The organism is Comamonas testosteroni, assembly GCF_014076415.1.
Classification (GTDB): Bacteria; Pseudomonadota; Gammaproteobacteria; order Burkholderiales; family Burkholderiaceae_C; genus Comamonas; species Comamonas testosteroni_F.
On the sequence record NZ_CP043568.1, the window covers coordinates 4,484,642 to 4,505,344 of the forward strand.

Sequence of the window (20,703 nt, forward strand, 5' to 3'; positions counted from 1 at the left end):
GTTATCTCTTGATCGAGATGGTTGTGATCTTGATGTTGTTCAGCGAGCGCTGACCTTCGGGCGAATTGCGTGAAATCGGCGGCATATTCACGAGCACACCGGTGGCCCCCAAGGGCACCGCGAACATGGGAGTGATGACGTAATTCCCAATGCCCTGAAAGACCTCTACGGATGCAGTCCCCATATAAGAGCCATTGGCATAAAACTGCAGCTCTACGCGGGCATAAGCGCCCGGATAGAGAACGCCCACAGCCGAACTGTTTTCCCCGTCACCCCTATAGGCCATGACATACAGGCCGTCGCCACCGATGTTGTTCACCCATTCCAGATAGATGATGTTTTGATACTCTGGAGACACTGCAAACTCATCGAGCTTCCGACTGACGGACACGAAAAATGCAACATTGCCGCGCCACCGCGGAGTCACGGAAGTAAGAGCTCCGCTCTTGATCTGCAGGGTGTCAATGATGTTGGCCTGGTGGACGGTCATCACACCACCAACGACATTGAAGCCCGGCGTGTAAATATCACCATCGGCAGTGACTTGCAGATACTTGCCGTTGTTGGCATTCCCGATCAGCAGGCCGCTTGGCCCAAGATGGAAGCCACTTTGCCCAGCTGCAGGCCAGCCGTAGCCCGTATAGGCACCGCCGTTGATCTGCCCTCGGATGTTGAGGCCGTTGAAATAGGCCTCTCCGTTGGCCCGAATCGCCCAGCCCGTGCCAGTAGGCCCGTAAACGCCGTTCCAATTGCTGGAATGCAGCTCATTGCTTGCAATCGTGACGCCCCCCACCTGCCCCGATGAGGCATACACGGTCCCGCGCACGATCACCCCCGAGAACTCTGCCATGCCGTCTGGTCGCAGCGTCCAGCCGCTGGAGCCGGCCACGTAGTTGCTGGATTTCAGGGTGCCGCCAATCACGCCATTGCCGGCAGTGAGCTGACTGGCACTGATAGCCGTGGCCTGCACCTTGTCCGCAAACAGCGAGCCGAAGCGACCTAGCAGCACGTCGACATTGCCAATTCGCGCGGAGTCCATGAAAACCCCAGCAGGTACCAGTTGGCCGTTAATCACCTGGTCCTGCGGCTGCACGTAAAACGGTACGCTGGACTTGGACCCATCAGGTGCGGCGATCCAAAACGAGTCCGTCGCAAATGCAACAGCAATCTTGGCACCCTCCTCGCCCTCTGCGGCGCCGGTGATCTGCATGCCACCCACCACCACCTGCCCCCCGCTGGCCACCTGCACGGCCAGTGAGTATTTGGCAGCCAGATACCCATTGATGCCGGCCTGTGCCGTGAACTGCTGCTGCACTGCTGCATGGTTATCACCCACGATGGCCGCCAGTTGTGCGCGCTGTGCGGCCTCTGCTGCGATGTCCGTAGCCCTTGTTTGGGACTCGGCGGTGATCTGGGACTGAATCGCCTCCTGATCTGTTTGCACCTTGGCCGCAAGCTGCTGGCGGGCACCGGCTTCGGCCGCATCTGCGTCTGCGCGTGCTTGCCTCTCCTCCTGAATCTGGGCCTGAGTCTGCTCCTGCCCGCGCTGCACCTGTACCGCCAAAGCGGCTCGAGTCGCCGACTCTGCTGCATCGTTGTCGGCCCGCACGCGGGACTCCTCCGCCAGCGCCGCCTTTTGCCCATCCACCATGGCCGCCAATTGGGTGCGCTGCAGAGCCTCCGCACTCAAGCCTTCCTGGATCTGCGTGGCCAGCTCAGACTTGGCCAGAGCCAGTGTTGCCCTGGCCTCCTCCTTATTGCGCTCACCAGTCAGGATGTCTTGCAACAGCGCCTGCGCCGTGCGCTCGCTCTCTTTTTGGCTCAATGCCCGAGATGCCGAGATCTGGCTTTCGCGCGAGGCGGTCTCTGCACGGTCACCCTCAACACGGGCGGTGGCTTCATCCGTGATCTGGGCCTGCAGTAAGGACTGTGCCTGCTCCACTACTGCCGCCAACTGCTGGCGGGCCTGCGCTTCAGCCGCGTCGCCAGCGGATCGAGCGCTTTGTTCGTTGGTGATTTGCGACGAGAGCGAGGCATCCACACCATCGAGCCGGGTGGCCAGCTGCTGGCGGGCCAGGGCTTCGGCCTGATCACCCGCCACGCGGGCAGACTGCTCTGCCGTGACTTGTGCAGCCAGATCGCTGTCCTTGCCATCCAAGCGGGCGGCCAGAGCGCTGCGGGCAGCTGCCTCGGCTTCATCGGCGGCAATGCGGGCATTGCGCTCGTCTGTCACTTGCGCGCCCAGGGCGCTTTCCGCCTGCTGCAGCTGTGCGGCCAGTTGCTGCCGGGCCGTGGCTTCGGCACTGTCCGCCGTGGCGCGGGTCAAGGCCTCCTCCTCCAGCAACGCCGCCAGCGTGTCGGTCTCGCCCTGCATTTGCGCGCGCAGGGCTTCACGCTGTGCCGCTTCGGCCGCATCGCCATTGGCTCGGGCCGTTTCCTCGGCCTCAATCGCGGCAGCCGTTTGCTGCTGGTGGCCCTGCACCGTGGCCGCCAGGGCTTGGCGTTGGCTGGCCTCGGCTGCATCCGCCGTTGCGCGCGTCAGCGATTCCTGCTCCAGTGCTGCCGCTTGCTGGCCCACGGTTGCCGCCAGCTGAGTGCGTGCCGCCGCCTCTGCTGACAGCCCTTCCTGTATCGAAGCGCTCAGTTGGTTGCGCGCAAACGCCAGGGCATCCTGGGCCTGCACCCGGTTGTATTCACCGTTCAGGATGTCCTGCAGCAGAGCTTGTGCGGTCTTGTCTGATTCACGCTGCAACTTGCTCACAGCAGTTACCGTAGCCGTGATAGCTGGCACATCCAACGCCGACAAGGTCAACTCGGCACTGCCAAGCCTGGTTTGCAGAGCGTCTTGGGCGGCCTCATACTCGGCCCGCGTCACGCGCAAAGCGATCTGCGCGCCCAGGGCATCGAGATTGCTTTCTGCGGTGGTCAGCCGGGCAACCGCATTCTGCAACTCAAGTGCCTCGGCCTTACTGCTGAGCGTGCCGTTGATGCTGTCGAGCTGCTGCACCACATTGATGAGGCGTGCATCCAGCCCCTCATACAGCAGCAGATCTGCCGGCGAAAGCACTGCCTCGGCAATCCTTCCGTCCACGTATGCCGTGGAAGCCTTGAGCTGCAACTGACCAGACAGCGCATCCAGCAGCACCTCCAGATTGGTGACCTGGGTTTTGGTGGTCTCTAGCCCATAGATCTTGACCTGGCCAGTAGCTGGATCGACATACACACCAGCATCGGTGATGCGCTCGAGCGCAGCGTCGGCAGCCAGCGCAGCTTCCAGCAAGCCTGTGGCCATATCCTCCATATTGCCGCGCACCTGCTGGTTCAGCGCATCTTGCTGAGCTGCTGCGGTCACCAGGCTTTTGCCCAGCGGACCGCCCTCAATGTCAATCAGATCAAGGCGCTTGAGATCTACCTGCGCCACAGACTCCAACTGCTCTAGGCTGAAATCGTTGAGCGCGTCAATGCGATCAAAGTCGATCAGATCAATCTGGTCGATCTTGTCCACCACTATCGGCGTGAGCTGCTCTGGCCCAACCTTTCCAGCCAACACCTCCAGCAGGCCGGCCACATCCTCGCCCGTAACTGCGGCTACGGGGCCAACCCAGCTCCCCGGCACACCATCGACACTGACGTTGCGAGCCCAGATATTCCAGCTTTGTGCCGGCTTGGCACTGAAGCTGATAGGCCCTGCATAGCCCTCGCCCACCTGGGCGGCTTGCTGCAGATCAGCACCCTGCCCGGCCCAGATCTCCGTGCGGGCATGACCATGACCCACGGTATAGAGTGGGACATCCCATGCCACCTGCACCGAAGTGAGCATGCCTGTCGCCATCAAGCCTGTTACCAAGGGTGGAGGCGTCAGATCCGGCTGCTGGATCTGGTCAAAGCTCTGATCCAGATTGATGGAAAAGCGCACGATACCGTTGGCCAGCTGCCCGGCTGTATCGATCGCGCGCAGGCCGAAGGTCCACACTCCCGCCTGGGGCTTGCTCGCCTCAAACTGAGCGGTATAGATGTCGTCAGCCTCACCCAGAGGCTGCATGGCATCCCACATGTCCACGCTCAGCGGGATATCGCCCGGCAGGTAGCGGATCTGCACACCGGCCAATGCGGCAGGCTTGTCGCCGGCGTACATCCAGGCAAAGCGGCGCAGACCGCCGGTGACCTGTTGGACCACAAAGGTGCCAGGATTGCGAGGCGGCACCTGCGTCATTGTGGTGATGTAGAGCTTCTCGGCAGACTGTCCGGCCTTGCCGCTGGCATTGAACGGCCGCACGACAATCAACCACTCCCCCGCCCCATCGATGCGGAAGGTGCTGCGGGCGCCCTGGGCGTTGCCGTCCACCAGGCGCAGCTCGGAGCCGTCACGGCCGGCCCACACCTGGGCATGGTCGCAATCGCCCTCTACGTCCCAGACGCAGGACAGCTCATACCACTCAGTATCGCCCTGCAGATTGACCTTTTCGGACACGCGCAAGTTCTTGACCACGGGGCGGCCCAGCTGGGGAATGCTGCTCTGGTTGGGCGCGGGCACATAGGTGCCGTTGAGCACGTAGTCCCAGAACTCGGGCCCTTCGGGCACGGCCGTGATGCGCGCGCCCTTCAGATCCGACTCGGGATCGATGCCAGTCACGCGCACGCGATAGCCTGGCGTGGCCTTGAAGTCATAGCACCACAGGGTGTCGTGCGCGGGGTTGCCGACGCCTTCGCCGGGGAAGTCCAGATCTGCGGGCCATTCGCCCACCAGGGTGACAACATCCGACTCAGACGCCAGCGGCTGCACGGGCCACACACGGTAGTCACGCGCGCCAGGCACACGCAGGCCGATGTAGGCAGAGGCCAGGGCCGGCACCGGCTCATCCAGGGTCAATTGCACCTGGGCGCCGATGCGCTTGGCAGCCATCACCCTGCCGCCAAAGCCCCATTGCGTCAGGTCATGGGAGACCGACAGCACCGACAGTCGGCGATAGTCCAGATGCTCAATGTCTGCCGTGTAGTGCACGGTCTTGTACTGGTACAGGCTCTGGGCCAGGTGGTAACGAGCCATGACGGCGGCGTGCTGCTCGCTGGTGATGCCCTCACCTGTCACGCGGGCCGGGCTCAGCATGGTGGTCACGCCGGGGGCCATCACGCGCAGGGTCGTCATCTCCCATGTGTCGCGATTCAGCCATTGGTACTCGATGCCGTCAGCGGCGTTGCTCAGCGCGTAATCCACGCTGAAACCGCCCTTGAGCATATTGGCCATGTTGACCACAGCGCTGTTGGGCTGGCCGTTGGTCACAAAGACGGCCGTGGGCCGGCTGCCATCGGTCCAGGCAAATTCGCCCATACCGGCCAGGGCGACCTCTTCGCAGAAGGCGCCCAGAGACACGTTGGAAGTAATCCACTTGTCGTAGGTGTAGCCACGCGCCTCGCAGTGCAGCATGAAAGCCTTCAGGCCCTCGATGTCGATTTGCTCGTCAGACAGGCCAAAGCCAAACTGCAGGATGCGCTTCCCTTGGAAGTCCGTCACCCACACGCCGCGCAGTGTCTGCAGCAGGATGGCTCCAGGGTTGGACAGACCATCAGCGCGGGTGGTGGCCGTGGCCCAGCCGGTACCCGTCCAGATCGGCATAGGCTTGGCGCGATAGGTGGCACGCACTTGATCCAGGCTGCCGCTGAGCTGGCCGGAGGCACGGATCTTGATGCCGATGCGCCCCCACTGGCTGTAATCGGTGGTGTCGGCCTGCACACTCTTGAGAGACACCCAGGAAAACTTGCAGGCGTCGCCAGAGCCGCCATCGTTCCAGCGCGGCAGGCCCAGCTTGGCACGCACCTCATACTGGCCGGGCGCCACATCAAACGATAAGGTGCGGCGCAGCACATCGGTGCTGGCATTGCTCAGCGTGCTGCTGCTCAGCGTAGTCCAGGCAGGGGCACCGACTAAACGAGCCTGAATCGTCAGATCGACCCAGTTGGCATTGATGTTGCCTTTGCCGCCTACGTCATACAACTGCCCCTCAATGTCCAGCTGCAGCACGCCTGCCCCCGCAGATCCCGTGCGCGTGATCCAGTCACCGCCATTCACAAACTCGGCGCCGGCGACAGCATCCACATTGCTGTATAGCGGCACGCTCTGGCTTGCCATGCCGGAAAATCCGTTGTAGTAGACGCTCACATCGGAGTAGTTACCGATGGGCGTATCACCGATGGCGAGATCTGCAGCGCTGTGCACATTGATGCCGCCGAGCAAGATGGTGCTCAGGTACTGGTCGTCGCCCTCGTACCATGCATAGGCCTTGCTGGCCAGGTCGGGCGTCACACGCATCTCACCCCAAAGCACGGGGATAGGCTCATACGGCCGTGCGGTGTTTCGCTGATCGCTCAGACTGTAGATCTGCTTCTGGGCCAGAGACTGTACCGACGGGATCTTGGGGCCCAGAACCTTGTTGATCAGCACCGAGCCCGCAATGAAGACACCGGCCTGAATGGCAGAGATCCAAGTGCCCGCTGCCGCTGCCACATAGGTGCCGCCTGCAGCGCCATAGATTGCAGAGGCTATCCCGCCGGAAAAGTAGGTCAGTGCGGCAAGAGCCACCAGCTGCAGGGCGGAGCGGCGCAGCACAGCGCGGCATGCGATCAACTGCCCATGCTTGGGGAAGGTCCGCGCCCACATGGCCTGAGGCACCACGGCCCCACCAATCATGACGGTCCAGGCGCCCGAGCGAATTCCCGGCACATGGCGATCGAGGAAAGAATCCAGGCTCTCACCAGGCTGCAGGTCTGCCGGCACGTTGCGCTGACCGTCCAACGTCAGCGCATTGGGCGAGACGACCAGACGCCCCGCCATGTCCAGCACATCGGCGGAGACTCCGCCAACGGCAGCCACAGCAGCAGATTCAGCGCGATTCAGTTCCATCGGTAAAAGCCCTCAACGACCAGGCCGTAGCCCTGCAAGTCCTGCACGCGGTGCAGCACAGACGCCCCCAACTTGTGAGAGGTGTGCAGCACATGCGGTGCGTAATTGGTAAACACGTAAATGCCGATGTGGCCGGCCTGCGCGGCATCAAAGTCGCGCATCAGCACGGCATCACCGTCCTGGGGCTGCCCCACGGCCGTACCCAGCTCATCGCAGTAGCTGGCAATGGCGGCTGCCTGATCGACTGCCCCCAGTGGACGCGCGCGCTTTCCGGCCAGCACCACCTGACGGCCAAACAGATCGCGCTGCACCAGCAGGGCCAGGTCTGCGCAGTCCATGTGGCGCGGGCAATAGGGGATGCCGACAAATCGGTCGAGTTGCAGGGCGTCCAGCATCAGAAGATCCCCGGCAAGGTGTGAGGGTTGACGATCTGCTGACATGCGGCACGCCGCACGATCTCATCGACGCTGCAAGAGGCCTGGGCAGCAGCGCCGCTGATACTCACGCTGGAAATGGGCAGCCAGTAAACGTGCTGATGCACATCGGCCTTATCGCGCGGAACGATGATCAGCTTGGCCATCGTGGTCGTACCTGGCTGCAGGCGTTCCAGTTCGTCGCTGACGCCTCGACCCACGTTATCGATGCTCAGGCGCATGCGCGGTGCCTGGCCGGAAACGTCATCAGGCAAAGTGAAGCTAAAGGGCAGGCCTATATAGCTGACACCCTGGCTCACAAAGTCCTGCACGTCATTGCAGATGCACATGGACTCTGAAAAGCTCCGATTTGTGATCTCCAGCAACTCGATATGCCCGACATCGTTGGTAAGGCGCTGATTGCGCGTGCGGAAGTCGGTCATCGCAGGTACTCCAATGTGGCGCTTCGGCGGCTCAGCCCAAACCCGCCAGACATAGGCTGGAGCTGACCCAGCGCACCATCCTTGAAGCGAACGGAGCGCAGCGCATTCGTGCGAGGGTCTTGAAAGTCAAACCAGCCAATACGCTTGATGTCATTGAAGTACCACGCCTCAAAGCGATTGACATCGTCCGCCGACTCGAAAGCGAGATTCACCGCCACAGTCGTCACTACCCTGCTCTGACCAACCCGGTACTTGCTCAAACCGCGCTCCATATCGCTCTTGATGACACCCGCGTCAAACTCTTCGGAATAGCCATCGAGAAGGACAACGACATATGAAGGAAGTGCTGCCATGTCTTAGCCCCCCAGCCCAAAACGCCGCTTGGCGCTCGTGTAAGGCGCTCCACTGCCAGAATCAAAGCTCTCTCCCACCACATCAAGAATGAAGCGTTTAAACACAGAGCCATCGGGCATGGCGCTGGTTTCTTCACGCTGGCGAACCTCCGCGCCCGAGTAGTTATTGACCTCGAACTGAACATTCACCAATGGACCACCAGACCGACCAGGTCCGCCCGAGGCACGCACGCCAAGGTTTCCATCCGGGCCGCGCGTCAGCGGCATGATTGCCTCCTCACCAGCCTCTGCAAACACACCCATACGAGGCGCACCCCCCTTGGCGAAGGCAAAGAACTTTGGCGAGCTGTGGATCTGATTTCGATACTGGCTCAGGCTCGGGCTGTTGCTGAAGACATCACCCTTAGCGAACACGCCGAGGTCTTGCAAAGCAGACATGACACCCGAGCCGGTTGCAGAGCCTGTGGCCTTGCTCTTGGCACCAACCATGCCGCCAAGGAAGCCCAACAGACCACCGCCACCACCACCCAAGGCGCTTTCCATCATCAAGCGCCCTTTCATCACGACGTATTCGGAAACGATGGTGCCGAACAAGTCCTTGACTTCGACCTTCCCTGTTTTGACAAAGCTGCGCAGCATGTCCTCGGCCCCCTGATATGCGGTCATCCAGAGGTTTTGCGTTTGGCCTGCCACATCGCGCGTGGAGTCGAGATAGTTCTCGGTTGCACGCATCGCGCCCGTGATCCAGTTGGATTGGCTCTCAGAAATACGGTCGTAGGTTTCGTCGTAGATGCGCTCTTCATCAGCCAGCTGCCTCACGAGAGTGGCGCGCTTGGCCTTGTAGAACTCCTCGTTTTCAGGCGTCCAGACGGCAGCCATGCCCTTGTGATCATCGAGCTGGGTCAGTTGGGCCTGATAGTTCTCACGAATACTGCTCAAGCCTTGAACATGACCACGGCGACGGTCACCCATGCTCTGCCCAGCCACCTCCAGATCAGCGCGGCGCTGCAATTGAGTCACATAGGCTTCATAGGCCGTGCCCAGCTGCTGAATGGATGCAGCATGCTGACGCGCAGCCTGTGCGGCCTGCTGATCTACTGCAGCCAGTTCGTTCTGTGTCTGAATCTGGCGCACAGCCAGCTTGCCGCGCAGATCCACAATCTGCTTTTGCACATTGAGCGCATCAGCACCCTTGGTCTTTTCCTGCTCCAGGCGATCGATCTGCTGCTGCGTGCCAGCCTCATCAAGGCCGGCATTCTTCTGAATCAGCCCACGCTTTTGCCGGTAGTAATCCTCCAGAGAGATCAAACCTGCACTGCGCGCCAGCTCCAATTGCTGCTGTTGCTGGCCAAGCATGGCCTGCTCTTGCCGCATTGCATTCTGGAGTTCACTCAGATCCAGGCGACGATCTGCAGACTGCACCGAAGCGCCACCCTTACCCTTGTCCGCGTACTGCTTTCGCAGAGCATCTTCAGCGGCCGCAATTCTCTTTGGATCGAGGCGTTTCTCAAGTTCGGCTCGATCTTTCGATGTTGTAAGCGGATCATCTAAGGCTGCACGTATCGCCTTGATGCTGAGCCTGAATTTTTGTATCGCATCATCAGCTTTTTCCGCATTGGTGCGAGCCTTATCAAAGACAGAGTCCGCATCCTTCAAGGCAGAATTGCCTGCATTTTGGATAGCCCGGCTGGCTGCAGTTTGTGTTGCATTGCCGTTCTTTGACGCCAACGTCTTTTCCAGATTCGCAATCTGCGCTTCCAGCTTGGTATTGCCAGCCTGCCAAGCTGCATCGTTGCCAACCGTGGGAGACTGCGCCTTTCGAGTCTCCAGCTGCTTGCGCAGCCGTGCAAGCACATCATCCTCAGTCTCAGGACGGCCGACATTGAGCATGGCATTCCATGCACTCGATGCCGCACCCTTGATGCCTTCCCAGGCACGCTGGATATAGCCAAGATTGGAAGTGAGCTCTTTGGTTCGCCCCGCCATGGCATCTGCATAGGCCTGCTGAGCCTTGGCGGCAGCCTCAGAGCTGCGACCCTCATCCTCCAGAGCCTTGATCTGGGCCAGGGTTGCAGTGGTCAGATATCCATACTGCTCATTGAGCCGCATCGAAGCCTGCACGGGCTCCTTGCCCAGCGCGGCCATGCTTTCAACGGTCTTGGCGATTGGAATGCCGGCGCGCTTTTCCAGATCCATGGCCACGGCCGCAAAGCGCTCCAGCTGCTGCTCGCCAACCTTGCCTGTAGCCACCAGCTGAGACAAGACATCTGCCGCGCCTGATTGGCTGTAGCCCTTGGAAGACAAGGACTTAGCCATTTCCGCCAACTTGGACGCAGTCACCCCCGCCAAGTTGCCGCTAATGACGATGGATTGATTGAACTTGTCTTGTTCCTGGCTGCCTTGGTAGTACGCCACGCCAAGTGCGGCGACCGCACCGGCGATCAAGGTCAGCGGGGTTAGCAAACCTGCGACATACGATGCCAAGGCTCTTGCAGCAAGCCCAGCACCGCCAAACATATCCTTGAGCTGCCCGCCCTGCTGCAGAAGCACCGTCAAGGGCTGCTGACCAGCCTGCAGCGACACCACAATGTCGGTGAACTGTGCAGGCACCTGGCGCAACGCGGCAGCGGTCTGGGCGGCAGAAACCTGCATGGTGCCCAGTTGTTGCGTGGCAGCTCGTGCGCCGGCCTGGCTGGCCGGGCCCAGGGCATTAAGCCCCGAACCCACGGCCTTGAGGTCAGTCTGAGCCTTGCCGGCGCCGAACAGATCGAGGTAAATGCCAATGCGCTGCCCTTCACTCATCAGGCGACTCCTCGGCTATTACTTGCGCAGCTTGTCTCGCTGCTTTTCGCGCTCACGCTCAAGCGCACGCTCTTGCTCATCAGCCTGCCAATGCTCGGCATAGACAGTGAGCGCTTCGAGTTCGCACTCTTGCAAAAGTGCATAAAGGGCTTCGCGCTCGCCATCCGCAACACCAGATAGCTCCATGTAGGCCTGCACATCAGCCACCCGGAGGCCGCACCGCCACCCGCCATCTGTGGCCCACATGGTTTGCACATTGAGCCAATGCCGCCAGGGCTGCACATTGCAGCTCCAGAGCGCAAAGCGCTGTGGAACTGCTGCAGACTCAGCCTGATCGCTGCTGGGCGGAACCAGGCGCGCAAGCTTTGCCAGTGCATGACTGGCATCAACCGGCGCAGCAGCAGGCTGCTGTTTTTTGGCATGGGCTTTGGACTCACGGCGTTGCTGCTCAAGACTCAGACGGACGAGCGCTCGAAGTTTTTTGCCTGTACCCCGGCATGGTTGGCATAGGCCACCCAGACCATGTTTGTCATGCCGGGAATGCGCAGAAAGCGCTGCAGTGCCTCTGGGCTATAGGGAACGGAGACGCCTTCACGGGTGAGCACTTCATCCCAGCCGCGGGCCTCGCGGGTCACCAGGGTCTTGGTGTCGATGCCGGGGTTCGACAATTCCTTATCGAACTCATCCTGATCCATGCGGTGCATGTCGATCTTGAAACTGAAATCAACACGCTGGCCTGCCTTGTCGACCAGTTGGCCTTCCACAGGCACACGCACCACGTCATCTACTTCAATGAGCACACTCATTCTTGGTCTCCGATCACGATTCGAGAGTGGTGGGCACGCCCTGGCATTCGATATCCACAGGGGTTTGCACGACGCCCTGGGCTTGTCCGGTAGGCACGCCCGTTGCTGCAGGAGCGCCCACCAGCAGAATCTTTGGGCCGGTACCGAAACCAAGCTGAATCACGCGCGTGGTCTTGCTACGGTGAGCCTTCACGCATTCCTTGAAGCCAGGGTCACCCATGTCAAACAGATTGGTGAAGGCGAAGGTGACAGGGTTCTGCACCGTAGAGCGACGGCGGCGCAGCATGCCGTGCACCGTTGTGATATCGGCCTTTTCAAAGTCGCCGCCCGAGGCATTGACCTCCTGCACAGAGCGGAAGTCAGCTCCAAGCGTGACCACGACAGCCGAACCGCCCGTGAAATTGCCGTAGTCGGTGGTGTCCTCACCTTCCAGAACGAAAGTCTTAGCGGCACCGTCGAAAGACTTGACGCGGAATGCACGGTCATTCACTGCAACCATGCCGTTCACATCAGTCAAGCGCACGATGGCACCAGATTTGAGCTCAGCGGGGGCAACTCCCGCGAACTTCACCAAGCCTTCGACTGCTTTGCTGATGCTTTCAATGGAAAAGGCGTCAGACACTGCGGTCTGCACGCTGATACTCACATTGGTCCAGAAAATCGGTTCCATAACGGCCCCTTTCAAAAATCAAACACGCACGCCGCCGCCACGGGGGCCGGCATGACGCAATTGGTAAGAAATCGAGATGCAGACAGACGATTCGCCGTCGTAGTCGTCATCCCAGTCAATTTGCGAAAGTGACAGACCTGCACTCGGCGTTTCCTTCACTGCGTCCGGCCTCAGTGCCTCAATCACCGATGCCATCAAGGCATCAGCTTCGGCATCAACATCACCACCCGCGCGCACCAGGCAATCCACCTGCAAATGCGTTCCCCACAGGCCAGGAGCAGCAGCCCCCACACCAGCCGTTGACCGTGCCTGCGCGACACGAACGACCACGCATTTCTTGACGGACTGAGAGAGCCCCCTTGCCCGACGCTCAAACACCCTCACCGATGGACCGAGCACATCCGCAAGACGCGCAGACATATCGGAGGCAACTCGCCAAAAGATGGTTTGCTCATTTGCCATAGCTACGCCTCCACCACTTCCAACTTGACCCAGCCACTGGCATCAGGAACAACAGGCGAAGCGATGCAGTAGGCAATGCCGTCAACAGAAAGGCCCAGAGCACCGTCGTCAATCCCAGGACACAAATGAACCGACAGCGATACAGAGCAGCGCACTGCAGAAACAGGTGCGCCAGGAACCCATTCACTCCCATTTCTGCGGGAGAAGACCACGCCGAACGGCTCCCCTCCCTGCCAGGTGGCACTCGCGTTTGCCAGATGGCGCGTGACTGCACCGCGAACACGCGATGCGCGATCTGCACCAGGACTCATCACGCCATCCATTGCTTAGGCCGCCACAGTGCCGAGCAGACCAGGCAGCAACACCAGGGCACTGGTGGCGGCAGAGGCGGCAGCTTCCCAAGCCACAGCAGCACCAGTGACATCGCCTGAGGCCGGCGCGCCGGAGCCGGCGAAAGCGCCCGCCGAGGCATCCCAGTACAGGGGCTGACCCTGTGTGAACGCGGCACCACCCACTTTGGGCACCTCAAACACGCCGCCGCGCGTGGCGTTGTAGGACTCACCAGCAGCGGCGGAACCATTGGCAATCGCCAGAATCGCGCCGATCACCACGACCTGGCCGGGCGCCACGGCCGCAGCTGCTGCGGGCACTTCAATGACGTTGCCAGGCTGAACATAATTTCGCATTGATTTCTCCTTGAGTTTCAGGACGCGAGCAGCTGCTTACTTGCCTGCAGCCATGGTCAAACCACGGTGCTCCATGGCTTTGGCGGCAAAGTCCAGCGAGGCGCGCAGCTTCACGCCGTCAATGTCTTCACTGGCGAAGGTCTCGGTGCGCAGACCTTCATAGCCATCGACGTAGGCGAATTCCACGGTGTCGATGCGTTGATTGGCAGCAGCCAGGAACCAGCGAGTGGGCTCGGTGTCCAGCAGTGGCTCAACAATGGGCTCCAGTGCGGTACGACCGCCCGCACGGAATTCGTTGACATCACCAGGCTTAGCCGGCATGTAGTTCGAGCTGGTGAGCTGGTAAGCCTTGGTTTCCAGGTCAGAGGGAACCAGCAGGAACGAGGGAGCAATGTTCAGGCTCTCCTTGTCAGGCCCCACTTGCTTGCGCATCAGGGCACGCGCATCAGACAAGGCCTCCAGCGACAGCTCGGAACCCGCACCTGTCAGCGTGTTTTTGTGCACAGCATCAAACAACGCCTTGCCGTCAGACAGGATCGGATTGCCCAGCAACTGCTCATACACCAGACGGTTTTCCAGACGCTTGGCAGCGTCAGCAAAGCGCGGCCCCACGCGAGAGAGAGAGTCCAAGTCATCATTGACAATCATCACGCGAGTGATAGCCAAAGAGCGGCCAAAGGTGAATGCGCGGTAGCCTGCGGCGTCTTCGGAAAGCTTTCCGTAGGTGTACTCGCCGTGCTCGTTAAGCTTTTTCAGCTCAACATCACCCGAGACGCCAATAGCTTGGCGAATGCGGAAGTCGGGCAGGTTGGCTGCACGACGCGCCCACAGGGCATAGGTGCTTTCCGCTTGATCGTAGGCCGCACGCAAAATGCGCTGACCAACACCACCAAGCAGAGCCGGGAAGTCACCCGAGCCCATGTAACCCGAACGCATGCGCAGAGCGGCGTCCACAATCTGGGCGCGGCTCATATTGCGGGTTTCAACGCCCAGACCTTGAACCACTGCGCGAGCCATCTCCACCAGGGTCATGGCTCGATACTGGCGACCGTTGTCATCCAGGGCATTGCCAGGATTCACGCGGTTCATCAGCGCGTTTTCGATGCCTCGCACACGGGTTTCATGCTCATCACCCGTGGTGCGAATACTGGTCGTAGGGCCGGTCGTGCTGCCGGCGGAGCGCTGGTCCAATGCATCGAGGACAGCCGCGCGGGCCTCATCCATCGTGGCCTGACGGCGCAGCAGATCCACCTGCAGATCATTCAGGCCGTGACGCTGGCACAGACCAACAATCTCAGCAGCGCGCTGACCGTCGAATGCAGCTGCAGGTGCTACGGCAGGAGCCGCAGGCGCCGAAGGAGCTGCGGGAGCCTGGCGGTTGACAGGCTCTGATTGGTTTTGAGGCGCTGCGGGGGCTGTGTTGCCGCCGTCAGGGGCGCTGTTTACTTGGGGCATGCGTTGTTGCTCCTGTGTAGATGGTTGGGCGGCTGCCCGTTGGATGAATTCGCAAGGAGAGCCACCGCGAGTGGCGCCACCTGGCGAAGCTTGAGAACCCGGTTGATTGCGAGTGCCCGCACCGGCATCGGCCGGCACAGTCACGAAAGAGATTTCTTGAGGCGTCCAGCGAGCTGCGCGATAGAGATCGACATTGACGCCGTCCGTGCGATCCTGGGCGCGGGTGATTTCGTAGCGCTCGACGCTGTAGCCAAAGCTGATGGCACGAATCACACCAGCGCGGATATCGGCCACAACGCCCGCCAGCTCGGGGCGCTGGCTCAGTCGAATAACGGCACGCCCTTCACCGTTTTCGATCCAGCCACGTTGAGCGATGCCGAGAATTGAGCTCACGCCGCCCCAGGTGCGATGACCGTCCAGCACCTGCACGGTGCCAGCCTCGAATCGCGCCATGTCCACCGCTTCGGGCGTAACGTCAAGGGCCTCGTCGTAGGGCCGTTCATTCCACCAGTCGTAACGGCGAACCGTGGCCCCCTGGGTCCACACGATCTCTACGGTGTTGTCGGCTTCGCTGAAAGTGCTGGGCACCAGCGTTGCATCGCGCGTTTGCACCGGCAGATCGTGAACCTGGGATGCTTGGGATTGAGCGTTGGCTTGTGGCATGGCGCTCAGTTTTCCGGGAATGCTGTCTCATTTCCCGGAAAACTGAGACGATCTTTATGACGGCTCTTTGCTCCCCACCTGTGCCGCGAGTTCAAGGGGGTCCTTTGCACCCCACAGAGATGCCAGCAAGGGCAGGATTCCCTCGCTCTGCAGCCATTTCAAATCGCTTGCCAGTTCTTCGCGGACTTGCTCAGGGTCGTAGCCACGTCGACGGATGGTTTCGCTAAGGCTTTGCAGGCCGCCCTTGATGGCACTCAGATCGCTGACTACATCCTGCACAGGGTTCGGGCTTGCCCATTTAGGGGTGCTCCAGTCTGGCGGCTCCACATTGACCGGCAAAGCAGCCACCAGCTCGCAGGCAGACAGCCACCACGCCGCGATTGGCTCACACATCCGGGGCACAGTGATGGTCCATTGCTCGGACTCAACCTCGGCACGGAACTGATTCATGCGCACGCGTGAGCTGCTGAAGTTCACTTCAGTCAAATCGCCTGTCATGAGTTCATATGGGCATCCGTAGCCTGCCGCAACCTCTTTCCAACCGAACTTCATGTAAGCCTCATAGCCAGGCACAGGCTTGGGCTCAATGAATGTCGGGTTGGTCATACCCGGCGGGAGCCCGACAATGGCGCCGCCCGCCAAATCCCCCAAATCCATCAGACCCGGCTCACCCTCTTTTCCTTGCTCATCAGGCAATTTGGGAAGCTGGCTAGACCCATCCATCTCAGCCAGCACCCCCATGCGCGACTCCAGCTGCTTGCGCTGCAGCTCGGAATCACCATAGGTATGCAGATCCCGCACCTTGGCAATGATTGGTGCCAGGCGGGTGATGCCGTCCTGCTGCCCCGGCCGTTCTGGGTTGAAATAGTGAATGACCTCATCTGCAGGCACCCGCTTGCTGGAGCCGCTGCGCCCCATAGTCCAATTGCCCGCATCGCCGGGATGACGGTCAAACAGGTAGTAAGCCACGCGCCGCCCGCGCTTGTCATACTCGATGCCACCGATGATCTCGGCACCGCCAGACAGCACCGCGCTCCTCTGCTCGTCCAGATAATCAATCTCCAGAACCTGCAGACGCAAAGGCACGACAGACCCCATCTTCTGGATGTGCTTGCGAATGATGACCGCACCGTCCACATCCCGCGTGCGCTCGATCTTCGCCTCCAGCCCATAGAAGTTCAGCAGGCCGTCATAGTCGGCAAGAGGCACCCACTCTTTCCAGCGCTTGGCGAGGCCAGGATCTGTCCATACCGGAACAATGCCTTGCCCAACTCGACATGCCAGCACCGCCGCGACGGCGCGCGTGATGTTGGGCACGTTCTGCACCAGTGAGCGAGCACGCACCCGCAATTCACGAGCATCAGCCAGATGGTCAGCCCTTGCGCTGGCCCCCGTCCTCTTGACGAACCAGCCATCTTTGCGGTCCGCACCTTCATAGGCCCGCACCAACATTTCCCGAGCAGCCTGGCGGCGCAAACCCTGCAGAGGCGAGAAATAGCCCACCAAGCGATCAAACGCAGTTGGAGACGCTTTTCTTGAAAGTGGCTTCTTCTGCATGCTTAACCTCGGCGCAAGGTTGCGTTGCGAAAGCGGGCCACGACCGCCGTCGGGCGCCGAGAAGAGACAGCCGCTGCAATCTGGATCTCCAGATCGCGGCGAGCTGCCAGCATCTCCTTGTAGTCCCGATAGGTGACGGAGGCACCGTCCTCGGTAGTAATGGAGCGCTCACCACTATGGATGGCGGCATTGAGGCGTGCTAGACGCGCTTGAAGTTCTTGGGGCGTGCTCATAAGGCGCACGCTACCGAGGCGCGCGTCTCATTTCCCGGAAAACTGAGACAGTTTTAGCCAGGCTGCTTGAGGTATCGGTACACCGTCGCCCTGCTGATACCCAGTGAGCGGGCAATCGTGGTGGCATTGCGCCCGTTCCAAAGCTTGAGCACCGCCCTGCGCTCCTCTGCTTTGCTCACTGAGGACCGAGCGGGGATATAGACCTCCTGCCCTGCGAACTCTTTGCGCAAAGCCGCCTGCACCCTCTCCAGTCCCGTCTCGCTGCGCTGGATCTCGGGCACCAACTCCACCAGATACTCAAACATGCGGTCTACAAGATCAGGCACAAAGTCTGGGTCCGGCTCTCCACTCTTGGCGGTATCAATGACAGCTTTGGACTGTGGCTCGTTTTTATTCATAGACTTCACCAAGAGCGAGAAAAGCCACCAGGGCGGCGCGCGGTAGCATGACGGCGGGCCGGTGCGGGACGCACCGATGGCACGGCCGCAGCGGGCTGAGCAGGAGGCTGAACCACATGAACTACTTGAGGCAGCGGATCTGCAGCCTCTATGGCTTCGGCTGGCGTGGATTCAACCTCAGCATCACCGTCAGCAGCAACGGCAGGCACCGCAGCAAGCAGCGCTGATGCGTCGGGCTCTGAATCAGGCCCAACCGAAACAGGCAGCTCTGGCGGACTGAATAGATCCCGTGGCGGCTGCACCATCTGCTCAACCTGCGCCCAGCGAACGTCTGTGTACTTGTGCAGGCCCAGAGTCATCGCCGCATGGATGGCATAGTTTCGGCAATCGAGATCCTCATTTCGAGGACGCTTTTTGACCCACTTGTAGCCATCCTTTGCAGTGGATTTAGACAAAACCCGCTGCTCGGCAGTCAACTGCTCGTAGTATTCGCGCGGCAAGTCCTGACTGAAGTGGACATAGCCAGGACCAGGCTTCGGGATGGCCAACTGCCCGAGCAACAAATCCTTGGCGTTATCCACACCAACAAGCCAGAGCTTGACGCCGTGCTTGACCTTCGAGCCCCGCCAGTCAATATCCTTCATGCTGGCCGGCCCGAGGATGGGCCGGTTGTCGTTGGTATCACCCTTGATTGCACGCAGATTGGGCAGCAAGTGCTGATGGGTCCGCACGTAGTTATAGACGGCGTGCGTCTGGTCAGATGAGTCAATGCTGATGGCACTAGTGCCCAGCGAGCCGCCATGCCATGCCTGTTTGTAGCGGCGCCTCAGGAAAGCAGTGACAGGCGCCCAATCAGCATCAACAGCTGGATTGCCTTCAATGAGGATGCGATCAACGAGCCAGCTCTCCATGCCTCGCGCCCACGCCCACACATTGATCTGCCACCATGTACGCTGCACGTCGACACCCGTACTAAGGACCAGGCCACCCACGGGCACAGTGCCCAAGGAGTATTTCTCTGCACGCGCTTGCAACACATGATCGTCTGCACCCTCACCACGGAGTTCCCAGGCCTCGCCCAAAGTCTCATTGGTGAAGGTGGTCATAGGCCCTGCATCACCTTCTTCCAGGGCACGGCACGCCTTCAGGAATTCATCAACAATGTCTGACCACGCACGCTGCGGGCTGTAGGCTGCCCAGATATGTACGCCGAGCGTGCTGGGCGGGCGGCATACCTCACCCGCTGCATCACGCCAGACACAATCCGCGCCGTAACGCTTGCCTGACCTTCGGCACACCCAGGCACCGACCAGCGGCCAGCCCCCAGGCAAGTAATCAGCCTGTGATATCGATTCGAGGCAGTGCGGGCACACATGGCGGACCGTCTCGGGCTTCCCCTCATCCCACTTGAAGCCGTGACGCACATCCTTGCCGCCCCAGCGCAGCGGGTGCTCAAGACTGCAATGCGGGCACTCGATGAGGTAATCCACCTCATCCTCGGAATCCTCACAAGCACGGCTGACGTGGCACAAGCCTTTGATGCCAGGGGTGCTGCCCCCCACAAACTTCGGGTAAGCGGCCCCCTCAAGACGCCCCTTTGCAAGAGATCCGGGAGAGCCCGAGTTCTTGTCCTTGGTGCCGCCTACGGTCTGGTCGAATGCCGTCCACTCATCGAGGATTGCCACGGCCACAGTGATACGACGATAGGCACGAGCCGCCTTGCCACCCAGAAGGTGCAAAACGCTGTCTCGAAACGGCTTGTACTTGATGGTTTCTTCAACTCGGGTATCACGCTTGCGAGCTGCAAGAACGGAGGGGACACCTGTTTTTGGGTCTAGCAGCGGCTCAATTTCTGATTTGACAAAGCTGTCCCGGTCATCGTCCGTGGGCTGCCACAACGCCTGCTTACGCCGACGGTGAGCAATGTTGTAACAAATGAACGCGGTAATCATCTTCGAATAGCCTACGCGCTTACTTTTCTTCACCGCCAGATCTTTGATCCGGTCATCGCTCATGAAATCCAGCACGCCGATCTGAAAAGGCCAAGCAAACCATCCGCCCTTCTGGTGGCTTGACTCGCCTGCCAGCTTGAAGTGCTCGGCTGCCCATTCGCTCAGGGACTGGGGAGGCTCAGCCCTGAGACTCGATAGGCCGAGCTCAACCGCCTTTTTCATGGCCTCTACGGCCTCCACGCTCAGAGGTGCACTCATCCCTGCCCCTCCTCATCTCTGATATCAGGTAGGTCGCCCTCGTCTTCTTCATCCTGCGCCATCGCGTCCACAGCAACGGCAACCAGGCGAGCGGTCGACTTGATCCACTCATTGCGTGCGCCGGCCATCACGCTCATCACGACCTTGCGCACATCCTCGGGCAGATCTGGGCAGGACTTGCTCAGCAGGCTATCGAACTGGTCCATACGGTCCACCACTGCAGAGGATGCGAGGCCGAGCACATCAGCCAGCAGGCCAATCGGCGCGTACTCGCCGCGCGCAACTTGGTTCTTCAGCTCTTGTGCCTCGCGCTGGGCCTTTGCCAGCCCCGCCCGTTCCTGCACGATATCGAGACCCTGGCTTTCACCGAGCCGGCCTGCGGCTTGGTCCCGCAGATGCTCGCAGTAACCCACCAGCCATGCATGCGCGTTGTCACCGCGAGAGATCACGCCCTCGCTGACTCGCTTGCTTATGCTGGCTTCGCTCACCCCAACCATCTGCGCAAACTCTGCTTGCGAAACGATAGCATCCAAGTAAGGCAGCACCTTCACTTAACCCCCCTAGCAAGGTTGCGCAACAGTCCGAAAGGGCGGCCCGAATTACCCGCTCCTGAGGTGCCCCAGGAGGACCCACGACCTGCCACTTTTTTAAGCA

16 protein-coding genes are annotated in these 20,703 nt (G+C 60.5%); all 16 read right to left on the minus strand.

All coding sequences use genetic code 11. The features are described from left to right. Position 1 precedes the first annotated feature (1 nt). Positions 2-6,898 carry a host specificity factor TipJ family phage tail protein gene (locus F0P97_RS20610; RefSeq protein ID WP_182283761.1) on the minus strand — a complete coding sequence of 2,299 codons (6,897 nt, stop codon included), beginning with the start codon at positions 6,896-6,898 and terminating at the stop codon, positions 2-4. Then, complete coding sequence (locus tag F0P97_RS20615) at positions 6,889-7,293, minus strand: hypothetical protein (protein ID WP_182283762.1); 405 nt, start codon at positions 7,291-7,293, stop codon at positions 6,889-6,891. Before F0P97_RS20615 ends, F0P97_RS20610 begins: the two co-directional genes overlap by 10 nt. Beyond that, the gene (locus F0P97_RS20620) at positions 7,293-7,754 is read right to left on the minus strand and encodes a DUF1833 family protein (RefSeq protein ID WP_182283763.1); all 462 of its coding nucleotides are present in this window, start codon (positions 7,752-7,754) and stop codon (positions 7,293-7,295) included. Before F0P97_RS20620 ends, F0P97_RS20615 begins: the two co-directional genes overlap by 1 nt. Further along, a complete protein-coding gene (locus tag F0P97_RS20625) occupies positions 7,751-8,107 on the minus strand; it encodes a hypothetical protein (RefSeq protein ID WP_232096890.1) in 357 nt (118 codons plus the stop codon). The genes F0P97_RS20620 and F0P97_RS20625 overlap by 4 nt, the downstream gene beginning before the upstream one ends. A 3-nt stretch (positions 8,108-8,110) precedes the next feature. After that, positions 8,111-10,909 carry a phage tail tape measure protein gene (locus F0P97_RS20630; protein ID WP_182283764.1) on the minus strand — a complete coding sequence of 933 codons (2,799 nt, stop codon included), beginning with the start codon at positions 10,907-10,909 and terminating at the stop codon, positions 8,111-8,113. Positions 10,910-10,927: 18 nt separating this feature from the next. Further along, entirely contained in the window at positions 10,928-11,116 is a 189-nt protein-coding gene (locus F0P97_RS27925) for a hypothetical protein (protein ID WP_332839861.1), read from the minus strand. 248 nt (positions 11,117-11,364) lie between these two features. Then, positions 11,365-11,715 carry a hypothetical protein gene (locus F0P97_RS20640; protein ID WP_182283767.1) on the minus strand — a complete coding sequence of 117 codons (351 nt, stop codon included), beginning with the start codon at positions 11,713-11,715 and terminating at the stop codon, positions 11,365-11,367. Between the two features lie 13 nt (positions 11,716-11,728). After that, positions 11,729-12,385 carry a phage tail tube protein gene (locus F0P97_RS20645; RefSeq protein WP_182283769.1) on the minus strand — a complete coding sequence of 219 codons (657 nt, stop codon included), beginning with the start codon at positions 12,383-12,385 and terminating at the stop codon, positions 11,729-11,731. 18 nt (positions 12,386-12,403) lie between these two features. After that, positions 12,404-12,847 carry a hypothetical protein gene (locus F0P97_RS20650; RefSeq protein ID WP_182283771.1) on the minus strand — a complete coding sequence of 148 codons (444 nt, stop codon included), beginning with the start codon at positions 12,845-12,847 and terminating at the stop codon, positions 12,404-12,406. A 326-nt stretch (positions 12,848-13,173) separates the two neighbouring features. Continuing rightward, positions 13,174-13,533, minus strand: coding sequence for a DUF2190 family protein (locus F0P97_RS20655; protein WP_182283773.1), 360 nt, complete (start codon positions 13,531-13,533; stop codon positions 13,174-13,176). A 36-nt stretch (positions 13,534-13,569) separates the two neighbouring features. After that, positions 13,570-15,651, minus strand: a complete 2,082-nt coding sequence (locus tag F0P97_RS20660) for a prohead protease/major capsid protein fusion protein (RefSeq protein ID WP_182283775.1) — start codon at positions 15,649-15,651, stop codon at positions 13,570-13,572. Between the two features lie 54 nt (positions 15,652-15,705). Beyond that, positions 15,706-17,208 carry a phage portal protein gene (locus tag F0P97_RS20665; protein ID WP_182283777.1) on the minus strand — a complete coding sequence of 501 codons (1,503 nt, stop codon included), beginning with the start codon at positions 17,206-17,208 and terminating at the stop codon, positions 15,706-15,708. Between the two features lie 2 nt (positions 17,209-17,210). Continuing rightward, the gene (locus tag F0P97_RS20670) at positions 17,211-17,441 is read right to left on the minus strand and encodes a phage head-tail joining protein (protein ID WP_182283779.1); all 231 of its coding nucleotides are present in this window, start codon (positions 17,439-17,441) and stop codon (positions 17,211-17,213) included. Between the two features lie 53 nt (positions 17,442-17,494). Beyond that, complete coding sequence (locus tag F0P97_RS20675) at positions 17,495-17,839, minus strand: Mor transcription activator family protein (RefSeq protein WP_182283780.1); 345 nt, start codon at positions 17,837-17,839, stop codon at positions 17,495-17,497. 5 nt (positions 17,840-17,844) lie between these two features. Beyond that, positions 17,845-20,049, minus strand: coding sequence for a phage terminase large subunit family protein (locus tag F0P97_RS20680; RefSeq protein WP_232537998.1), 2,205 nt, complete (start codon positions 20,047-20,049; stop codon positions 17,845-17,847). Beyond that, on the minus strand, positions 20,046-20,600 hold the full coding sequence (locus tag F0P97_RS20685) for a hypothetical protein (protein WP_232537999.1): 555 nt from the start codon (positions 20,598-20,600) through the stop codon (positions 20,046-20,048). The genes F0P97_RS20680 and F0P97_RS20685 overlap by 4 nt, the downstream gene beginning before the upstream one ends. Between the last annotated feature and the right edge of the window lie 103 nt (positions 20,601-20,703).